We start from the raw sequence: 15738 nt of genomic DNA, 5'->3' as shown, positions 1-15738 counted from the left end.
GCCGCCCTAGCCAGCCCAGGCGGCGGGTGCGTTACCTCTCGCAGATCGACGTGTCTCCGCTGCTCGGCTACAACTCCGGTCAGGATTTCTACGCACGTCTCGAGCGCGGCCTGATCGCCAGCCCTTCTGACAACGACCTGCGCCGGATCGCCACCCTCCTGCGCCTGGAGGAGCACCAGTGGAACGATCTGAATACAGCTATCAACGGATACAAAGCGCCCAAGCCGGTTGATCCTCACTCAAACCACACCTTCTCCCCGCAGTGGCACTGGGTCATCGAGGGCCAGGACGAAGCGGCTTACATCAGCGATTTCGGATGGAACGTGGTGACCTACAACGCCGCGGCGGAGGCCCTCCTCGGCCGCATGCCCCGCAACATCATGCGATGGATGCTCTCTCTGACGCCGGAGGAGCACAGCCGTGCACGCATGCCGGACTGGGCCGAACATTGGGGACCTGTGGCCCTCTCGCAGCTAACCGCCGCACTCAACGAGGAACCTGGGCATGCGGAGTTGCGGACCATCGAGCGCGAGGTACTGGCCGACCCCGAGCTGAATCTGATGTACGCCACAGTCCTGGACTCCTGCATCCACCCGGACGGGACGCGCCGCCTCATGACGCACGGCACCCGCAACGAACCCGGCATCATGCACGCGGCCGCCTGCACGCCTATGGGCAGCCCGCAGGTGGGTGTGGTGTTCATGAAGTGGACTCCGCTTGAATAGCGGGTCACGGCGAGCACCACGCTCTCGCAGCCATCACGCCGTCCACCGTTGTCAGACCCCGGGCTTAGCATCCGCTCGTGAACCTCGAATCCCGCCCGCCCCACGGCATAGCCCTCCCAGCCGGCCGCTTGATCACCTCAAACGAGGGAGACGGTGACATGCAGCCGCTGTGGCTGAGCGACGGCCCGGCCACCAACGAACTGTGGTCACAACTGCGTGTCGAGCACACCACCTCAGGTCTGTGGCCCCTCCTGCTCGACGCCCTCCGCGATCGTGAGCTGCAGCCGCGCCAGCTCGGTCAGTGCTTCCTCCGGGACCACGTCCACCTGGTGCAGAGCCATGCGATGGGCCCCGGCCACGAGCGCGGCATGCCGCTTGATCGGCCGGAATCTGGAGGAGCGCCGAGGAACCGAACCAGCAATGCGGTGCACCTCGAACAGGCGCTTCTCCACCAGCCGACAGCTCCGGTCCAGGTACCGCAGCGCTCTGGCGCGCGCACGGCCGCGAGGCGTCGTGCGTGTCTTGCCGCTGGCCACGACCGCATCGATCACCCCCAGGACCAGCCGGAACCGGGCGGTGGAACTCCATCGTGCAGCCCAGAACACAGGCCCAAGGATCACGCAGGACATGATCGCGAGCATGGCCGTCCAGTCGAGGAAGCTGAAGGCTGCGTCGTGCACAGGACACCCAGGACCGGCGCCGGTCGCCAAGTTGGCGGGCAGTGACGATGCCGCGTTTGATCCATCCGAAGAGCGTGACGCGGGGCATTCCGAGGGTGCGGGCGAGATCTGTCGGCCACCACTCGTCCCGAGCGGTGGGGCGGATCGCCGCAGGGCCTGTTCCTGGTGGCTGACGCAGCCCAGTTCCTGCAGCAGTTTGCGTACGCACTCGGCACCGAAGCGGTCGCGGCGCTTGGGCGGGCGGAACCCCTCATTGGTTGAGGATCTTCGCGATGGAAGGGGCACGGTGTCCTGCCGCGGCCAGTTCGCGGGCCCGCGCGGCGAGTTGGGGGAAGTAACTTCACGTTGCGGTACCCCTCGCAGCTTCGGTCTGGGGAAGAACACGTTGGGTCGTACGGACGCCCCTCACGCAAACCCTTCGCGCCCGGCCCGGAAGTGGTTCAGCGGGGGAGCTCTTTTCGGACATTGGGCAGCACCGGGGTTGTCGTAATGTGCCTGACCGGCCGGTGACGCGAGGAGAGAACACCGGATGTCGCCGATTGGGGCCTTATCTGTCGTATCAGTGCGGACTCCGCCTTCTCAACCTCAGCTTGTGCTGACTCACGCGCAGTTCCATCCCTGGCCCCCAGCGATGACTCCGCCTCACGGCTCTCGGTGCCCGATGGCGGCCGTTGGAAGCGCAGGCCACGAGTGGCCGAAATAGGGAGCGTGTTTTCCCTGGGCACTGCAGTGATCTGCTCGTACGATGGCGCAATGATCAGCGATTCACTGGCCCCGGCGATCACGGTGGTGGTGCCAACGTACAACGAGAGAGAGAACCTTCCCGTCCTCGCGGAGCGGCTGTTCGACCTGGGCATTGAGGGCCTTCGCCTCTTGGTGGTGGACGACGGCTCGCCGGACGGCACGGGAGATGTAGCGGACAAGCTGGCGGCCGAGGGCCGCGGGCAGATTGCCGTGATTCACCGGAGCACGAAGGACGGTCTCGGTCGCGCCTATGTCGCGGGAATGAGCCAGGCTTTGTCCGAAGGCGCCGACATCGTGGTGCAGATGGACGCCGATCTTTCCCACCCTGCCGAGTCACTCCCAGAGTTACTGGCCCCTATTGTCCAAAACGAGGCCGATTTCGTCATCGGTTCCCGCTACGTGCCGGGTGGCCAGTTGGACACCGCATGGCCGTGGCACAGACGTGCCCTCTCCAAGTGGGCGAACGTCTACGTCAATACGCTGCTGAGGCTCGGAGTCAGCGACGTTACTGCGGGTTTCAAGGCGTGGAGTGCGGATGCGTTGCGTCTGGTCGACCTGCAGGACATAAAGTCGAACGGCTATTCATTTCAGGTGGAGATGAACCACCGGGCCCTGTCGAGGGGATGCCAGGTTCGGGAGGTTCCCATCACGTTCACTGAACGAGTGGACGGGGAGTCGAAACTGACGTTGGGTGTCCAGGCCGAATCAGCTCTGACGCCATGGCGGTTGCTGCTGCGACGCTGAACGGGCATACCGGCATACAGGGCACAAAAGAAGGATGGCGCCTACCGATGTCACGTAAATCCGTTGCTGTCATAGGGGCTGGCATATCCGGCCTGACGGCTGCTTATATATTACAGAAGCATTTTGATGTCACACTGTTCGAGGCGAACGACCGCCTTGGCGGAAACGCGGAGACGGTCTCTGTAGGAAAGCGGCTCGATGTCGATCTGGGCTTCACCGGCTACAGCACCGTCGCCTACCCGACGCTGTCACGCTTGTTCCGTGAACTCGGAGTGGAGGGTCAGCCGGTTGTCTCCGCGAGCGACGCGGTGTGCCAGGACTGCTGGTTTGCCGACCTGAACGGAACCACGGTCGCCGGCGGTGAGCTGAAGCGGCCGGAGGACGCGGCCGAGGCCGTATGGGACTCCTTCACCGCCGACCAGCAGCGGTTCGGCAAGGAACTGGCCTCGCTCGTCGGCACCGGGGACACCGACCTCACCATCGGCGGCTTCCTCGCCGACCGAGGCTACTCCTCGTACTTCACCCGTCATTGGTTCTACCCCCGGTTCGGCCCGTGGTTCCTGCTGGGCGCGGCGGACCTCGACCGGATGCCCGTTTCCTTCCTCGCCGACTCCATGGCCCCTCTCCTGAACCCGGCCGCCCTGGAGTCGTGGCACACGGTCCGGGGCGGCAGCCATACCTACACCGCTGGCATCGCCGCTCGACTGTCGGACGTACGCCTTTCCACCCCAGTCCGGAACGTGCGCCGTACGGCCGACGGTGTCACCGTGCGCACTGCAGACAGCGGACAGGAGTACTTCAACAAGGCGGTCCTGGCCGTGCACCCGCAGCAGGCACTCCGCATTCTAGAAACCACGCCCCAAGAACGGGACGTCCTGGGCGCCTTCCGATTCGTGGCCGTGAACGTGGTCCTGCACACGGACACGAGCGTGCTGCCCACCCCGGACTGCACCGGTGCGCTGATGATGCACCTGAGCTGCCGGAGCTCCGGCCCCGAGTTCGCCGACTGCCATGTGGACGTGACCCAGTCGCTGCGCCTCGACACCGCTGAGCGCTACGTGAAGAGTTTCAACCCCACGGATGCGATCGACCCGGCCCGGGTGCTGGCACGGCGTCGCTACGAAGTGCCGCTGTTCACCGGGGAGAGCGTGCGCGCACAGGCCGCTCTGGGAACACGCAGCACGGACCGGCTGGCGTTCGCCGGTTCCTGGTTCGGCAACGGCTTCCACGAAGCGGGTTGCCTGTCCGGTGTCCGCGCAGCCGAGGCGCTGGGGGCGCGTTGGGACCAGGGCGCGTGACCGCTGTTACGCAGGTCGTCGATCACCAGAAGGAGGACGTGCGCAAGGCGGTGGATGCGATCCTGCACGACTTCTTCGACGTCCAGGAGAGCCAGGCGCAAACCGCGGAACTGAAAATATTCACAGACGTGTTGCGGGAGATCATCGCCGCAGGAGGGAAGCGCATCCGTCCGGTGCTGTGCGTGACGGGATGGCAGGCGATCTCCGAAACGCCGGTGCCTCCGGTGGTGTACCGGCTGGCGGCGTCGCTGGAACTCTTCCACGCCTTCGCACTGATCCATGACGACATCATGGACAACTCCGCCACCCGTCGGGGCCGTCCGGCCGCGCACCGCGTCCTGTCAGCTCTGCACCCAGGTCACCACGACCGCGAGACCCTGGGCCGTAACGCGGGCATCCTGCTGGGAGACCTCGCCCTGGGATGGTCGTACGACCTTCTTCGCCACCCCGAAACCGAGGGGTGGGCGCTGCCGTGGGACCTGCTGAACACGATGCGTACGGAGACCCTGACCGGGCAGTATCTCGACCTTTCCTGTGCCAGGCAGGCCGGTCAGCCGGACATAGAGGCGTCCTGGCAGGTCATCCGTTACAAGACCGCCCGCTACACCTTTGAGCGGCCCCTCCAACTCGGCGCGTTGCTGGCCGGTGCGACCCGCGCACAGCAGCAGGCGCTGGCGGCGTACGCGGCGCCGGTCGGCGAGGCATTCCAGCTCCGGGACGATTTGCTGGGGGTCTTCGGCAACCCGGACGAGACCGGAAAGCCGACTCTGGACGATCTGCGGGAAGGCAAACGGACCGTCTTGGTGGCGACCGCCTGGAGTGCGGCATCGGACGCGGACAGGGCGAGCCTCGCCAGGCTCCTGGGTGATCCGGAACTCGGCGACGCACAAGCGGAAGAGGTACGGGAGATCCTCATCGCGACCGGCGCGGTGGACACGGTGGAGAGCCTGATCGAGCAGCGTCGGCACGCGGCGTTGGCGGCGCTGGCGGCGCTGGACGGTGCCTCGCTGATGCGCGGTGCGGCGGACCGGCTCCGTCAGATCGCAGCCGCAGCTACATCCCGGACCGCATGACCCCTTTGTTCTGTTGATCGATTGAGGTGAACTGTGCAGCACACTCCTGTTGCGCCGGGAAGACGTCCGCTGATCGGGCACAGTCTTGGCTTCGGCTTCAAGCCCCTCGAGTTCCTGGACGAGCAGCGTGCCACGGGTGCGATGACCGCGCTGAGGATCGGGCCGTGGCGGGCGCGGATCGTCAACGACCCAGAACTCGTGCGGGAGATGCTGGTCTCGCGCGTGAAGGACTTCCTCAAGGAAGGGCCACTCTACGAGCTGTCGGCCGCGTTCGTCGGCAACGGCCTGGCTATCAGCGAGGGCACGCATCACCGGCGGCAGCGGCGGCTGATCCAGCCGGCCTTCACCCGGGGCAGAATGCCGGGATATCACTCGGTGATGCGGGAGGCCGCGGAGGAAATGACCGGCCGCTGGCACGAGGGCGAACGGCTGAACATCTGGAATGACCTATTCCACCTTGCGGTCTCCGTGATTGGCAACATGCTCTCGCCGGGCCATTTCCCCAGGGAGAAAACCGAACGCATCGTGTGGGCAGTGTCAACGGCCTCCGCGGGCATTGGCTGGCGCAGCGTGACCCCGGTGCCATGGCTGCACCGCCTCCCCACACCGGAGCACCGGCGCTTCACTCAAGCACAGAAGATGCTGCACGAGTTCGCCGACGAGGCGGTCGAGGCACACCGCACCCGGGACGACGCTCCGGCGGAGCACTTCCTGACCCTCCTGCTGGAGGCACGGGACGAACAGGGCGAACCGCTGTCGGCGAAGGAGCTGCGGGACGAGGTCGTCACCCTCTTCTCCGCGGGCTCCGCCACTGTGGCCACCTCCCTGGCCTGGGCCCTGCATCTGCTGTCGTGTGACGAGAAGGCGGACGAAAGGGCGCATCAGGAGATCCAGGATGTCCTGAAGGGGGAGCCGGTCACGTCCGCGGACCTGCCGCGTCTGGAATATCTGGGCCGGGTGATCACCGAAGTGCTGCGGCTGTACCCGCCGGCCTGGCTGCTGCCCCGCATCACCCATGTTCCGACGGAGCTGGGCGGGCACACGATCCCGGCCGGTGCCCAGGTGTTCTTCAGCCCCTACTCCATCCACCGCGACCCGTCGCTCTATTCCAACCCTGACACTTTCGACCCCGACCGGTGGCTGCCGGAGAACAACAGCCGCTCCCGCAGTACCTATGTGCCTTTCGGGGCCGGAGTACACCAGTGCATCGGGAACAACTTCGCGCTCACCGAGTCGCTGATAGCCCTGGCGACGATCCTGCCCTCCTGGCGCCTCGACCCCGTACCCGACGTTCAGGTCCGTGTCCGGCCCCGGGCCCTGCTGGAACCCGACGGCCTGATACTGACCGCCCGCGACCGCACCAAGGAGAAGAAGTGACCACCCCGCTGCCGCCCTGCCCCGGCATAGACGAAGAATCGTTCGTTGTCTTCCCGCACGTCACCCAGCGTTTCACCTGCGGCCTTCATCCTGACTACTACAACATCCTCGGCCGTCACGAAGAGTGGGTTCGCACCAAGCTTTTGCCGGGGCAGCGTGAGGCCGCCGAACAGATCCTGGCCGACAACCTTTCCGCACTGTTCGTCTCCATGTCCTACTACCGGCTGGATACGGAGAAGGTCCTGGACGTCTGCAACCTCACAGACTGGCTCTTCTTCCACGACAACGACGTGGCCCGGCTGCGGACCGGCGCCGGTGACAGCGACGCGCACCGAGAGAACGCCGTCAACGACTACCTGGAATCCCTGAAGAAGATGCTCGAAGGCGGTCCAGCCCCCGACGAGCCGTGGGCGATGGACAGCATCAACGATTTGATCGCCCGCTTCGCCGCGAAGGCCACCCCTGAGGGCTTCACCCGCCTCGTGGAGGCATTCGACCACTACTCCACCGTCACCATCGGCGACGAGGCCACGAACCTGCTCCGCAACCAAGTCACCGACCTGGACAGCTACAGGCACATGCGGGCCGCCGACGGTAGCTCCGCGACTATCTTCTACCACATCGTCACCCAGTACGTCCTGGGTCTGGACATCGACCAGACTGCCCTCAAGCACGAGTCGGTCGAGCGCTATTGGGCCGCCATCATGGACTACTGGTACCTGCCCAACGACCTGCTGTCCTTCCGCGCCGAGTGCGCCCGGGGCGACCACAACAACGCCATCTGCCTCCTGCGCCGAACGCAGGGAGCGACTCTCCAGGAAGCCGTCGACACCGTCGCCCGCATGATCGACCACTGCCAGGACACGGCGGTGCGGCACTGGAACGAGATCACCGAATCGCGCCTGGCGGACGTACCCGGCCTGCTGCCGCTCCTTGAGACGTTCCAGCACATCGGGGCCGCCAACCACCGTTGGTCCTTCATGGCTCCCCGCTACCACGGCCGGGGCTTCGTCTGGAACGGCGTCCTGAAGGGCGAACTACGTCTGACGCCTTCCCACACCTACTTCCCCGACGTCCCTACCCTTGAGGGAATCCGATGAGCAGCGCCGAGGTTCACACAAAGCAGCAAGTCGCCGCGTTCTACGACAACGTCGAGATGATCAGCGCCCTCTCCGGGGCGAACGTCCATGTCGGCTACTGGCACGACGACGCGGACGACACACCCCTCGAACAGGCCACCAACCGCATGACCGACCTCGTCATCGAGCGGCTGGGCATCCAGGCGGGAGACCGTGTCCTCGACATCGGCTGCGGCCTCGGCGCTCCCGCCCTACGCCTGGCCAAAGCCATGGGCGTCCACGTCACCGCGATCGCCACGAGCCCCGCGCTGATCGCCGAAGCCGCCCGCCGCGCCGCCGAGACTGGCATGACCGACCACGTGACCTTCGAGTTGGGCGACGGCGAGGAGCTGACCTACCCGTCGGGCTCCTTCGACGCCGTCATGGCCATCGAGTCCCTCGTCCACATGAACGACCGCCCTGCCGCGTTCCGGCACATCGCCCGGGTCCTCAAGCCCGGCGGCCGCCTCGTGGCGACCGACCGCGTCCAGCTCACGACCCCGACGCTGGCCGAGCGTGCCAGCGTCGAGGCGTACCGGCGCATGTCGTTCAACGCACCGTTCCTGCCCCTGGTCACCTACATCGCGGCTCTGCTCGAAGCGGGCCTGCTGCCCACGGAATACCTGGACATCACCGACCACACCCTGCCGCACTACCGCCACATGATCGCCCAGCTCGACCGGGCGCAGGGGCTCGACGCGCAGATGCGCAAGCAGGGTGCGGCCATGCTGAGCGGGCTGTTGACGGCGCGGCTCCCCACCAACATGCTCATCACTGCGCAGGCACCGCGGTAATACACCGGTATGGACCCGCCACAAGGGGCCGCTCGCTCGCGCGGCTGGCCCACTGGCCTACTTAGACGTTGTCCTATGTGGTGAGTCGGAGTAGTACTTCAACATGGGTCAGGGGGCGTGGAGTTAGATTGTTACGGACGGGCTGTGGGAGATCGCGAAGCCGTTACTTCTGCCTCCAAAAGTGCGACCGCAGGGCGGCGGGGCACCGGACACACCTGATGAGACGCTGTTCGCCGCGATCATCGTCGTGCTGGTCAGCGGATGCGCCTGGCGGCAGCTGCCGCCCTGCTTTGGGATCTCGAAGTCGACCGCTCACCGACGGTTCCTGATCTGGTCCAGGGCCGGTGTCTGGGGCCGGCTGCACGAGGCCGTGCTGCACCAGCTCGATGACGCCGGCCTCATCGACGTCAGCCGAGTCGTGCTCGACACCGCCCACGTCCGCGCTAAAAAAAGGGGCGACCACACAGGTCCGAGCCCTGTGGACCGGTGCAAGCCGGGTATCAAGATGCACATCCTGTCGGACGCGAACGGACTGCCCCTGGTCGTCGGGATCTCCGCGGTCAACGTCCACGACAGCGAAGGACTGAAGCCAATGGTGGCAGGTCTCCAAACGCAACACGACCCGCATCGCGGCCGCCATTTCAAACCCCAACGCCTCCACGCCGACAAGGCCTACGATGTTCCCCACCTGCGGCGATGGCTCTGGGGCTGTCGGCGTACACGTGAACGTGCCCAGTCACGTACGGATGAACGTGCCCACTTCCTGACGTATCGGAGCTTGATCGTGGGCAGTCTGCTGCCGGCCTGTGAAGGGTGGCGGAGGGCGGCTGACCGTGGTCTTGGACCCGCAACGATGGATGGAGCTTCGACGCTTCCGCGGGCTGTTCGAGTCCGGGGCGATGAGCCTGTCGGAAATCGCGAAGGAGACCGGGCTCAACCGCCGCACGGTCCGCAAGGGTTCCGTTGCGCCGGGCGAAGTCCCACGGCCCCCACGGCGAAGTCATCGGGCACCGCGCGATCCGCGACCACATGGCCCTCAGGCCCCTGCCGGCGACACCTTACGTGGTCACCCAGAGACACCTTCGCTACGTCGGCAAGGACTGCCTGGTCGCCTTCGACGCGAACCTCTACTCGGTGCCGGCCCGCAAGGTCCGCCCACGTCAGCTGGTGGAAGTCAGGGCAACAAAGTCCCAGATCACTCTGCATTCCACCGTTCCCGACGCCAACGGCGACATCCTGCTGGCCATTCACCGCAGGGCTGTCGGCCGCGGAGCCTGTGTCGTCGACGAGAAGCACTGGGACGGTCTTCCCGACGGCCGGAACCGACGGACCACCACCGGTGATGTTCCTCCGCAGCCCCGTCATCAGAACGCACTCGGCGCGGAAACGGCGGGCTCGCTGATGGCTCTCTTGAACCGGGCTGCGGCCGTCCGCGTCGAGGTCGGCCGCAGACCTCTGTCGGTCTATGCCGAACTGACCGGGACCCGTCCCTTCACCACCCACCCCAAGCCAGAGGAGCCCAGTTGAGCGAGCTGATCAGCACCCGAATCCGCACCACGGCCGCCAAACTCGGCCTGCCCCACCTGGCCGAGAGCCTGAACCAGTACGCCGGCCGGGCGGACGAGGCCAAGATGGGCTACCTCGACTTCCTCGATCTGGTCCTGGCCGAGGAACTCGCCATTCGTGACGACCGGCGCTTCCGGCAGGGCCTGCGGCTGTCCAAGCTGCCGCACCACAAGACACTCGACGAGTACGACTTCTCCTTCCAGCCCGAGCTCGACCCCCGCAAGATCAAAGACCTCGCCACCCTCGCCTTCGTCGAGGCCAAGGCCAACGCGGCCCTGCTGGGACCGCCCGGGTCGGCAAGACCCACATCGCCGTCGCTCTCTCGGTCGCCGCCTGCCGGGCCAACTTCTCCGTCTACTTCACGACCCTCGACGACATGGTCCGCCAGCTCAAAGTCGCCGAGGCGGCCGGACGCCTCAACAGCAAACTCCGCACTTACCTTCGCCCCGGAGTTCTCGTCGTCGACGAAGTCGGCTACCAGCCACTCGAACGCGCTGAGGCCAACCTGGTGTTCCAGGTCATCTCCAAGCGCTACGAGAAAGGATCGATCCTCCTGACCTCGAACAAGACCTTCAGCGAATGGGGGCAGGTGTTCGGTGACGAAGTCCTCGCCACGGCCATCCTCGACCGGCTCCTGCACCACTGCGACGTCGTCTCCATCAACGGCCCCAGCTACAGACTCAAGAACCGTCTCGCAGCCATCGAGCGCGAGACCGCAGCCTAGGCCCTGCCCTTCGGATCTGGCCCTTGCCTGCATACCCCTGCCCCTCTGCTGCCGCCCGGCGGGCGGCAGGATGGGCGGATGGCAATGAGCGAGACGGAACTGCTGGCCCTCCTGCGCGAACTCGACGACCCCGAGCGGCTGGAACAACCGCAGCACTACAACCGCGCCGCGACCGGCCTCGCGTTCAGCGGTCTGATCCGTCGGCTCGAAGCGGACTTCGGAGCCCCGTGCGAGTCCGAGCGGGACACCCAGGACTCCAGTGAGTACGGGCGCATCCACGTGCCTGCGGACGCGATGATCTGCGGAACACGGATCGTGCTCTGCGTGAGCAAGTTCGGCTCCCTCGCCGAGGTATGCGCCGACAATCCGGGGGCCTTCCTCGGCACGGACGAAGCCCGTGAGGAGGGCGCGCTGGATCCCGCTGACCTAGCCAAAGTAGAGCAGGCCCTGACTGAGCTCGGCTACGTGAGCATCCCCGAAGAACTGCTGGAGAGCGACTACGAGGGCCCCAGCGCGCTGGAGCACTTCGCAGCGCGGCCCACGTGGTGGACGCGGTTCTTCGGCCTCTGGTGATCCGCCCACCGAGCCGAGCGAACAGCCTGTCATCTCGCTGAGCACGTTCATCCGTACTTCACTGGGCACATTCTCGAGTACGCCGACAGGGGCAACCACATCGGCGTCCGCATCGCCCGCAAGGGCATCGAATCCAGCGAACGATTAGGGCGACCCCGTTGGGTGATCGAGCGGACCTTGTCCTGGCTGACCGGATACCGCCGTCTCAGCCCACGCTACGAACGCCAACCCGCCAACTACCTGGCCTTCCTCGGCCTGGCAGCCGCCCTGTGCTGCTACAAGCGACTACTCCGACTCACCACATAGGACAACGTATAAGTACCCCTCCCCCGCGGTAATCGAGCGTTTGGCCGACAATCTCCGCATAGACACACGCCACTTCGTGGCACCGCTGGAAATCGTCTCCAGGCTCAGCGGCTGAGCGCAATCGTCTCGCTCAGCCCATTGCGTTCAACATGGCGACGGCCGCTGCCCACGACGCCATCAAAGCCGCCGCCCTGGGCCCCGCAGACGTGGACTGCATCATCACCAGCCACAGCACTACACCCGCTACCCCCGGGCTGGACGCCCACATCGTCAATGAGCTCCACTTACGCCCGGACGTTCTGCGGATTCCCGCCACTCAGCTGGGCTGTGTCGGCGGCGCGCATGCCCTGGCCTGGGCGACCCAACTGGTCGACCGCATGCCCGGTCTGCGTGTCCTGTGGTCGTCGCGGAGGCGCTGTCCACCGTGTACCAGAGCGACCAGAACGATCACGCGGGCATCATCTACCGGCTCCTCTTCGGTGACGGGGCGGGTGCCTGCCTCGTCACTGCGGATCCGGGCCAGGCATGCCTGGACGTCCGCGGCAGTTGGCAGCAGGTGGTCCCCGACACGACGGACTCCTACACCCTGAACGTTGAGCCTTCCGGCATGCGTTTCACCTCTGAGAAATGGGCGCCCGACGGCATCACCCACATCATGCCCCCGCTGTGGAAGTGGCTTCGCAGAGACGAGGCGGACTGGACGCCCGACGTCGTCATCGCGCACCCGGGTGGCCCCCGGATCCTGGAGGACACTGCCAAGGGCCTGCAATGCGCCCCCGAACTCCTCAATAACTCCTGGGAGAGCATGCGCACCAGCGGCAACCTCGGCGGCGTCGCGGTCCTCGACGTCCTCGCGCGCACGGCGGACACGTCTCCGCCCCACGGACAGCGCACTCTCCTGATGGGAATCGGGCCCGGGCTCACCGGGGCCGCGATCGAAGGACACTGGCACAACCTCTGACGGATTCCTCATGCTGTCTGTCCAGTTGCGAGGTCGTTGAGCGGCAAGCGCTCTGCGGTAGACGGCCGAACGGGCGTCATGCGAGACGTGTATCCCCCGTGCCACACGCAGGGCGGCACGGGCAAGATCGACGCCGGACGTCGGCGCTGTGGAGCTCGTCGGGCCTTTGGCGCTGTTCGGCTTCGTCATCGCGTATCCCCTACTGGCGTCCCAGGACCATCAGTGAGCTGCCATCGGCCAGCTTGATCGCACGCTCGACCAGGTCGGGCCCGTACAGGGCCTCTGCCGTGGGCCGGCCGAATGCCTCGAGCGCGCACATCACCAGTCCCGTGTCGCCGGACATGAAGGAGCCCCGGGCCGCGTTCCGCATCACCTGGAGCTCCTCGGCCGTCAGGTCCTGGGGGCCGGCCACCTCCGGCAGGTCCTCGCCGATGCCGTGCTGTGGTGTCACAGCCGCGAAGGCGTCGGCGACTAGGCGCTGGACGGCGGTGCTCACCGGTGGCCGCCAGTCGCCGTCCCGCTGCTCCCGGTCGCGGCGCACGCTCTCGATCCGGTGCAGCCGGGCGGCTTCCTGGGCCGCGTGCCACCGGTCCGCCGCGTAGGTCCGCTTGGCCGGGGTGTCCAGCGTGGTCTCGGCACCACTCAGCAGGACGGCCAGCAGCCCGGAGGGGCGGCGTACCTGGGTAGAGCCGCCGCGTAGGTGCAGCCAGGCCCGGACGTCAGTGGCGCTCCACCCGGCATCTGCGACGTTTCTGACTACCCAGGCGATGCGGGGCACCGAGCAGCGGGTCAGCCAGTCGATCTGGCCGATGAGCTCTCGGGCCAGCTGGAAGCGCCGACCAACCTTGTTGAGTTTCCTACGGGTTGCTGGGGTGGGCTTCTGAGAGTGAGGGACCATGGCGTTCCCGCTGACGCGGTTGCTCTCAGGGGGGACAGAAGTAGTACCGGTAGTCGCAGAACTTTCTGAACTGCCCTCCATTGGGGTGCAATGCCGTCGGCGCGTGGACGGACGACGGAGGCGTCGACGCATCAGCCGCTGCGCCATCCTCGACAGCCGTTTCATCAGGGCCCGGCCCTGGTCCTCGATGCCGCGCACGATGCGCCCGTACTGCTCACTGGTGCGGGTCCGCAGGTGCACAGCGGTGTCAAAGGTGGTCGGGATGGTCCACTCGAACTCCGAGGCCATTCCGCCCCTTCCGGACACCCGGGTGCCTTTGGCCCGGTAGGTGAGCAGCCCAGTCTCGCGCAGGATGCCGAGGTGGTATTGGACGGTGCGCTTGGACAACTGGAGGCGGTGCATCAGGTAGCTGACGCCGGGCCGGCAGGGGGAAAGCCGAGCCAGTTCGGTGGCGACGCGCAGCGTGGTGTCGCCCACACGCCGGGGGCCGTGGCCGCGGGGGGCGCGGTAGCCGCCGTCGAGGCGGAACCAGCAGACGGCCTGCAACCAGGAGAATCCGTCGGTGGCGATGCGGCCGGAGGTGGTGGCGAGCCATTGCTGGCTCAGGGCAAGCACGTCTGAAGTAGGGCCAGTTCGATCGTGGGTGGTCTCAGGGAAGGGCACGCAGGTCCGTTTCCGGGTAGCACGAAGTAGACCTGCGGCGCTCAGGGCACGACGGGCTTCGTGTGAGGGAGTTGGTGGGCTCGGGGGTCAGCCGGAGGTCAGGTTCACAGGCCGGGCAAGGAGAGTTGCTCGGCCTGTGCGGTCGGGGATGTAGCCCCCGTCGGCTGGCGACCAGCGGGCCCGGGGCATGGCAGGCCCGCGGTGTTCACCGCATGCCTCTCTCGTGGACGGCAGGCCGCTGCCGTCCAGCAGGACGTTGAGGCGCTGTGGTGGACTGTTGGCTTCCTCGGTAATCGCTTTGGCTAGGCGGCGCGCCTGCGGAAGGCTCAGTCCCGTGCGAAGTCCAATGCGGCAGTACGGGGCACCGCCGCAGGGCATCCACAGCGCAGCGAGCTCCCCGCTGGCGATGCCGCCGTCCACATTGGGCCATGCCGCCGTCGGCTGGACGACAGTCTTCTTGGCCGGCGGGTCGTCAGAGGTCATGTAACACCGCACCTCGGGTGGTGGGTCACCGCGATGACGCGCGTGACTGGCCGTGAGCTGGCCGACGGAACAAACGCCATCTCTCTGTCACAGGTGGTGGGAGTAATCCGATCGCCTGACAGCGCCATCCTGAGCGGGTGGAGATCGGTGGGTGGCCGTCCAGCGAAGTCCTGCCGCCTGGGCGCGATCCGAGCCCGTGGGCTAGAAGAACGGTACCGACGTGAAAGACGCCCATCGGATCGCCCAGATCGTCGAACGCGGCCTGGTCCGCCCCCCGTTCATGCCACCGTGGCCGATCCGTCGCCTGCGTGAGCTCACCCGCCTGCGGACATTGTTGGCCGTGGCGCGGTCCCCGGCCACGTAGCGGCTGGAGAAGCCCTTGGCGGAAGCGGACATCAAGCTCTCTTGCCTGGCCACCGACATCATGGGCATCTGCGGCCGGGCGATACTGGAGGCCCTGTTCGAGGGGACACGCGACCTCGACGTGCCGGTCACGATGACCAAGGCCCGCATGCGCCCCTGGATCCCGGCCTTCGGCTAAGGGTTGACCGGCCGCTTCGGCAACAAATGGCTCCAGACGACCCTGGGCGCCGCGGCTATGGCCGCGCGCACCCAGGACACCAAGCACCTCGGCGGCGCCTGCTTCCTCCACCGCTCCCCCAACCGTGCCGCCCGCCAGGCCGTACGACGACTTCATCGACTCGGCCTCCAGTTCGCCCTCAGGCCTACCGATACGGCGTGGCACGGGACTCATCACAGTCGCCGCCATGGGACCTCACGTTGTTTTCGGGTCAGGGGTGTGGGCCCCGCGGCCCGCTCAGGCAGTCGCAGCGGGCGATGCGCAGTGCGCCCGACCCGAACCGGCACCGGTGCTGCCCCTGGCGCCGATGACTTCGGAGGCGATGGGCCTCAGGCCGACGCCAGCTACCGGCCGTTCCGGCGGGAGATCACCAGGCCCGCCCAACGGATGCGCCGTGCCATGTACTTGAATATGACAACTCTGTGCTTCAC

At 66.6% G+C, this 15738-nt stretch carries 14 protein-coding genes and 4 pseudogenes; 15 read left to right on the top strand and 3 right to left on the bottom strand.

The annotated features are described in order from the left end of the window. Nucleotides 1–26 precede the first annotated feature (26 nt). The gene (locus tag CP970_RS43685) at nucleotides 27–725 is read left to right on the top strand and encodes an MmyB family transcriptional regulator (RefSeq protein WP_055546866.1); all 699 of its coding nucleotides are present in this window, start codon (nucleotides 27–29) and stop codon (nucleotides 723–725) included. Nucleotides 726–958: 233 nt separating this feature from the next. On the opposite strand, the gene CP970_RS44540 is transcribed toward CP970_RS43685, so the two are convergent. Beyond that, complete coding sequence (locus CP970_RS44540) at nucleotides 959–1405, bottom strand: hypothetical protein (RefSeq protein WP_055546864.1); 447 nt, start codon at nucleotides 1403–1405, stop codon at nucleotides 959–961. A gap of 753 nt (nucleotides 1406–2158) precedes the next feature. On the opposite strand from CP970_RS44540, the gene CP970_RS43675 reads away from it, so the two are divergent. The 13 genes and pseudogenes from CP970_RS43675 to CP970_RS43615 all read left to right on the top strand — a co-directional run bounded on the left by CP970_RS43675 (nucleotide 2159) and on the right by CP970_RS43615 (nucleotide 12683). Further along, nucleotides 2159–2893: a polyprenol monophosphomannose synthase gene (locus CP970_RS43675; protein ID WP_055546891.1), complete on the top strand. Its 735-nt coding sequence runs from the start codon at nucleotides 2159–2161 to the stop codon at nucleotides 2891–2893. Beyond that, nucleotides 2869–4191 carry an FAD-dependent oxidoreductase gene (locus CP970_RS43670; RefSeq protein ID WP_079043455.1) on the top strand — a complete coding sequence of 441 codons (1323 nt, stop codon included), beginning with the start codon at nucleotides 2869–2871 and terminating at the stop codon, nucleotides 4189–4191. The genes CP970_RS43675 and CP970_RS43670 overlap by 25 nt, the downstream gene beginning before the upstream one ends. Further along, on the top strand, nucleotides 4188–5264 hold the full coding sequence (locus CP970_RS43665; RefSeq protein ID WP_055546859.1) for a polyprenyl synthetase family protein: 1077 nt from the start codon (nucleotides 4188–4190) through the stop codon (nucleotides 5262–5264). Before CP970_RS43670 ends, CP970_RS43665 begins: the two co-directional genes overlap by 4 nt. A 33-nt stretch (nucleotides 5265–5297) precedes the next feature. Continuing rightward, nucleotides 5298–6641, top strand: coding sequence for a cytochrome P450 (locus CP970_RS43660; RefSeq protein ID WP_055546857.1), 1344 nt, complete (start codon nucleotides 5298–5300; stop codon nucleotides 6639–6641). Further along, nucleotides 6638–7741 (top strand): terpene synthase family protein, encoded by a 1104-nt coding sequence (locus tag CP970_RS43655; protein ID WP_055546855.1) that lies wholly within the window; start codon nucleotides 6638–6640, stop codon nucleotides 7739–7741. Before CP970_RS43660 ends, CP970_RS43655 begins: the two co-directional genes overlap by 4 nt. Beyond that, complete coding sequence (locus tag CP970_RS43650) at nucleotides 7738–8553, top strand: SAM-dependent methyltransferase (protein WP_055546853.1); 816 nt, start codon at nucleotides 7738–7740, stop codon at nucleotides 8551–8553. The genes CP970_RS43655 and CP970_RS43650 overlap by 4 nt, the downstream gene beginning before the upstream one ends. A 127-nt stretch (nucleotides 8554–8680) precedes the next feature. After that, a pseudogene (locus CP970_RS43645) lies at nucleotides 8681–9266 on the top strand (IS5 family transposase); the annotation flags it as partial. Between the two features lie 250 nt (nucleotides 9267–9516). Next, a complete protein-coding gene (locus CP970_RS43640) occupies nucleotides 9517–10080 on the top strand; it encodes a Mu transposase domain-containing protein (protein ID WP_450262612.1) in 564 nt (187 codons plus the stop codon). Further along, a pseudogene (gene istB, locus CP970_RS45870) lies at nucleotides 10077–10843 on the top strand (IS21-like element helper ATPase IstB). The gene CP970_RS43640 and the pseudogene istB overlap by 4 nt, the downstream one beginning before the upstream one ends. A gap of 84 nt (nucleotides 10844–10927) precedes the next feature. After that, the gene (locus CP970_RS43630; RefSeq protein WP_224059086.1) at nucleotides 10928–11416 is read left to right on the top strand and encodes a hypothetical protein; all 489 of its coding nucleotides are present in this window, start codon (nucleotides 10928–10930) and stop codon (nucleotides 11414–11416) included. Between the two features lie 90 nt (nucleotides 11417–11506). Then, a pseudogene (locus tag CP970_RS43625) lies at nucleotides 11507–11722 on the top strand (transposase); the annotation flags it as partial. Nucleotides 11723–11844: 122 nt separating this feature from the next. Beyond that, nucleotides 11845–12111 (top strand): annotated as a pseudogene (locus tag CP970_RS46120) (PhlD); the annotation flags it as partial. Nucleotides 12112–12146: 35 nt separating this feature from the next. Next, complete coding sequence (locus tag CP970_RS43615; RefSeq protein WP_224059084.1) at nucleotides 12147–12683, top strand: hypothetical protein; 537 nt, start codon at nucleotides 12147–12149, stop codon at nucleotides 12681–12683. A 199-nt stretch (nucleotides 12684–12882) separates the two neighbouring features. On the opposite strand, the gene CP970_RS45385 is transcribed toward CP970_RS43615, so the two are convergent. Then, a complete protein-coding gene (locus tag CP970_RS45385) occupies nucleotides 12883–14196 on the bottom strand; it encodes a helix-turn-helix domain-containing protein (RefSeq protein ID WP_055546846.1) in 1314 nt (437 codons plus the stop codon). A 135-nt stretch (nucleotides 14197–14331) separates the two neighbouring features. After that, nucleotides 14332–14727 carry a hypothetical protein gene (locus CP970_RS43605; protein WP_150494717.1) on the bottom strand — a complete coding sequence of 132 codons (396 nt, stop codon included), beginning with the start codon at nucleotides 14725–14727 and terminating at the stop codon, nucleotides 14332–14334. Nucleotides 14728–15106: 379 nt separating this feature from the next. Here CP970_RS43605 and CP970_RS44535 point away from each other — a divergent pair, with 379 nt between their 5' ends. Then, complete coding sequence (locus tag CP970_RS44535) at nucleotides 15107–15268, top strand: hypothetical protein (RefSeq protein WP_157877698.1); 162 nt, start codon at nucleotides 15107–15109, stop codon at nucleotides 15266–15268. The last annotated feature ends 470 nt before the right edge of the window (nucleotides 15269–15738 follow it).

The sequence above is a fragment of the Streptomyces kanamyceticus genome (assembly GCF_008704495.1).
Taxonomy (GTDB): domain Bacteria; phylum Actinomycetota; class Actinomycetes; order Streptomycetales; family Streptomycetaceae; genus Streptomyces; species Streptomyces kanamyceticus.
Note: the sequence above shows the minus strand (reverse complement) of the source record. Positions and strands in the feature narration are given on the sequence as shown.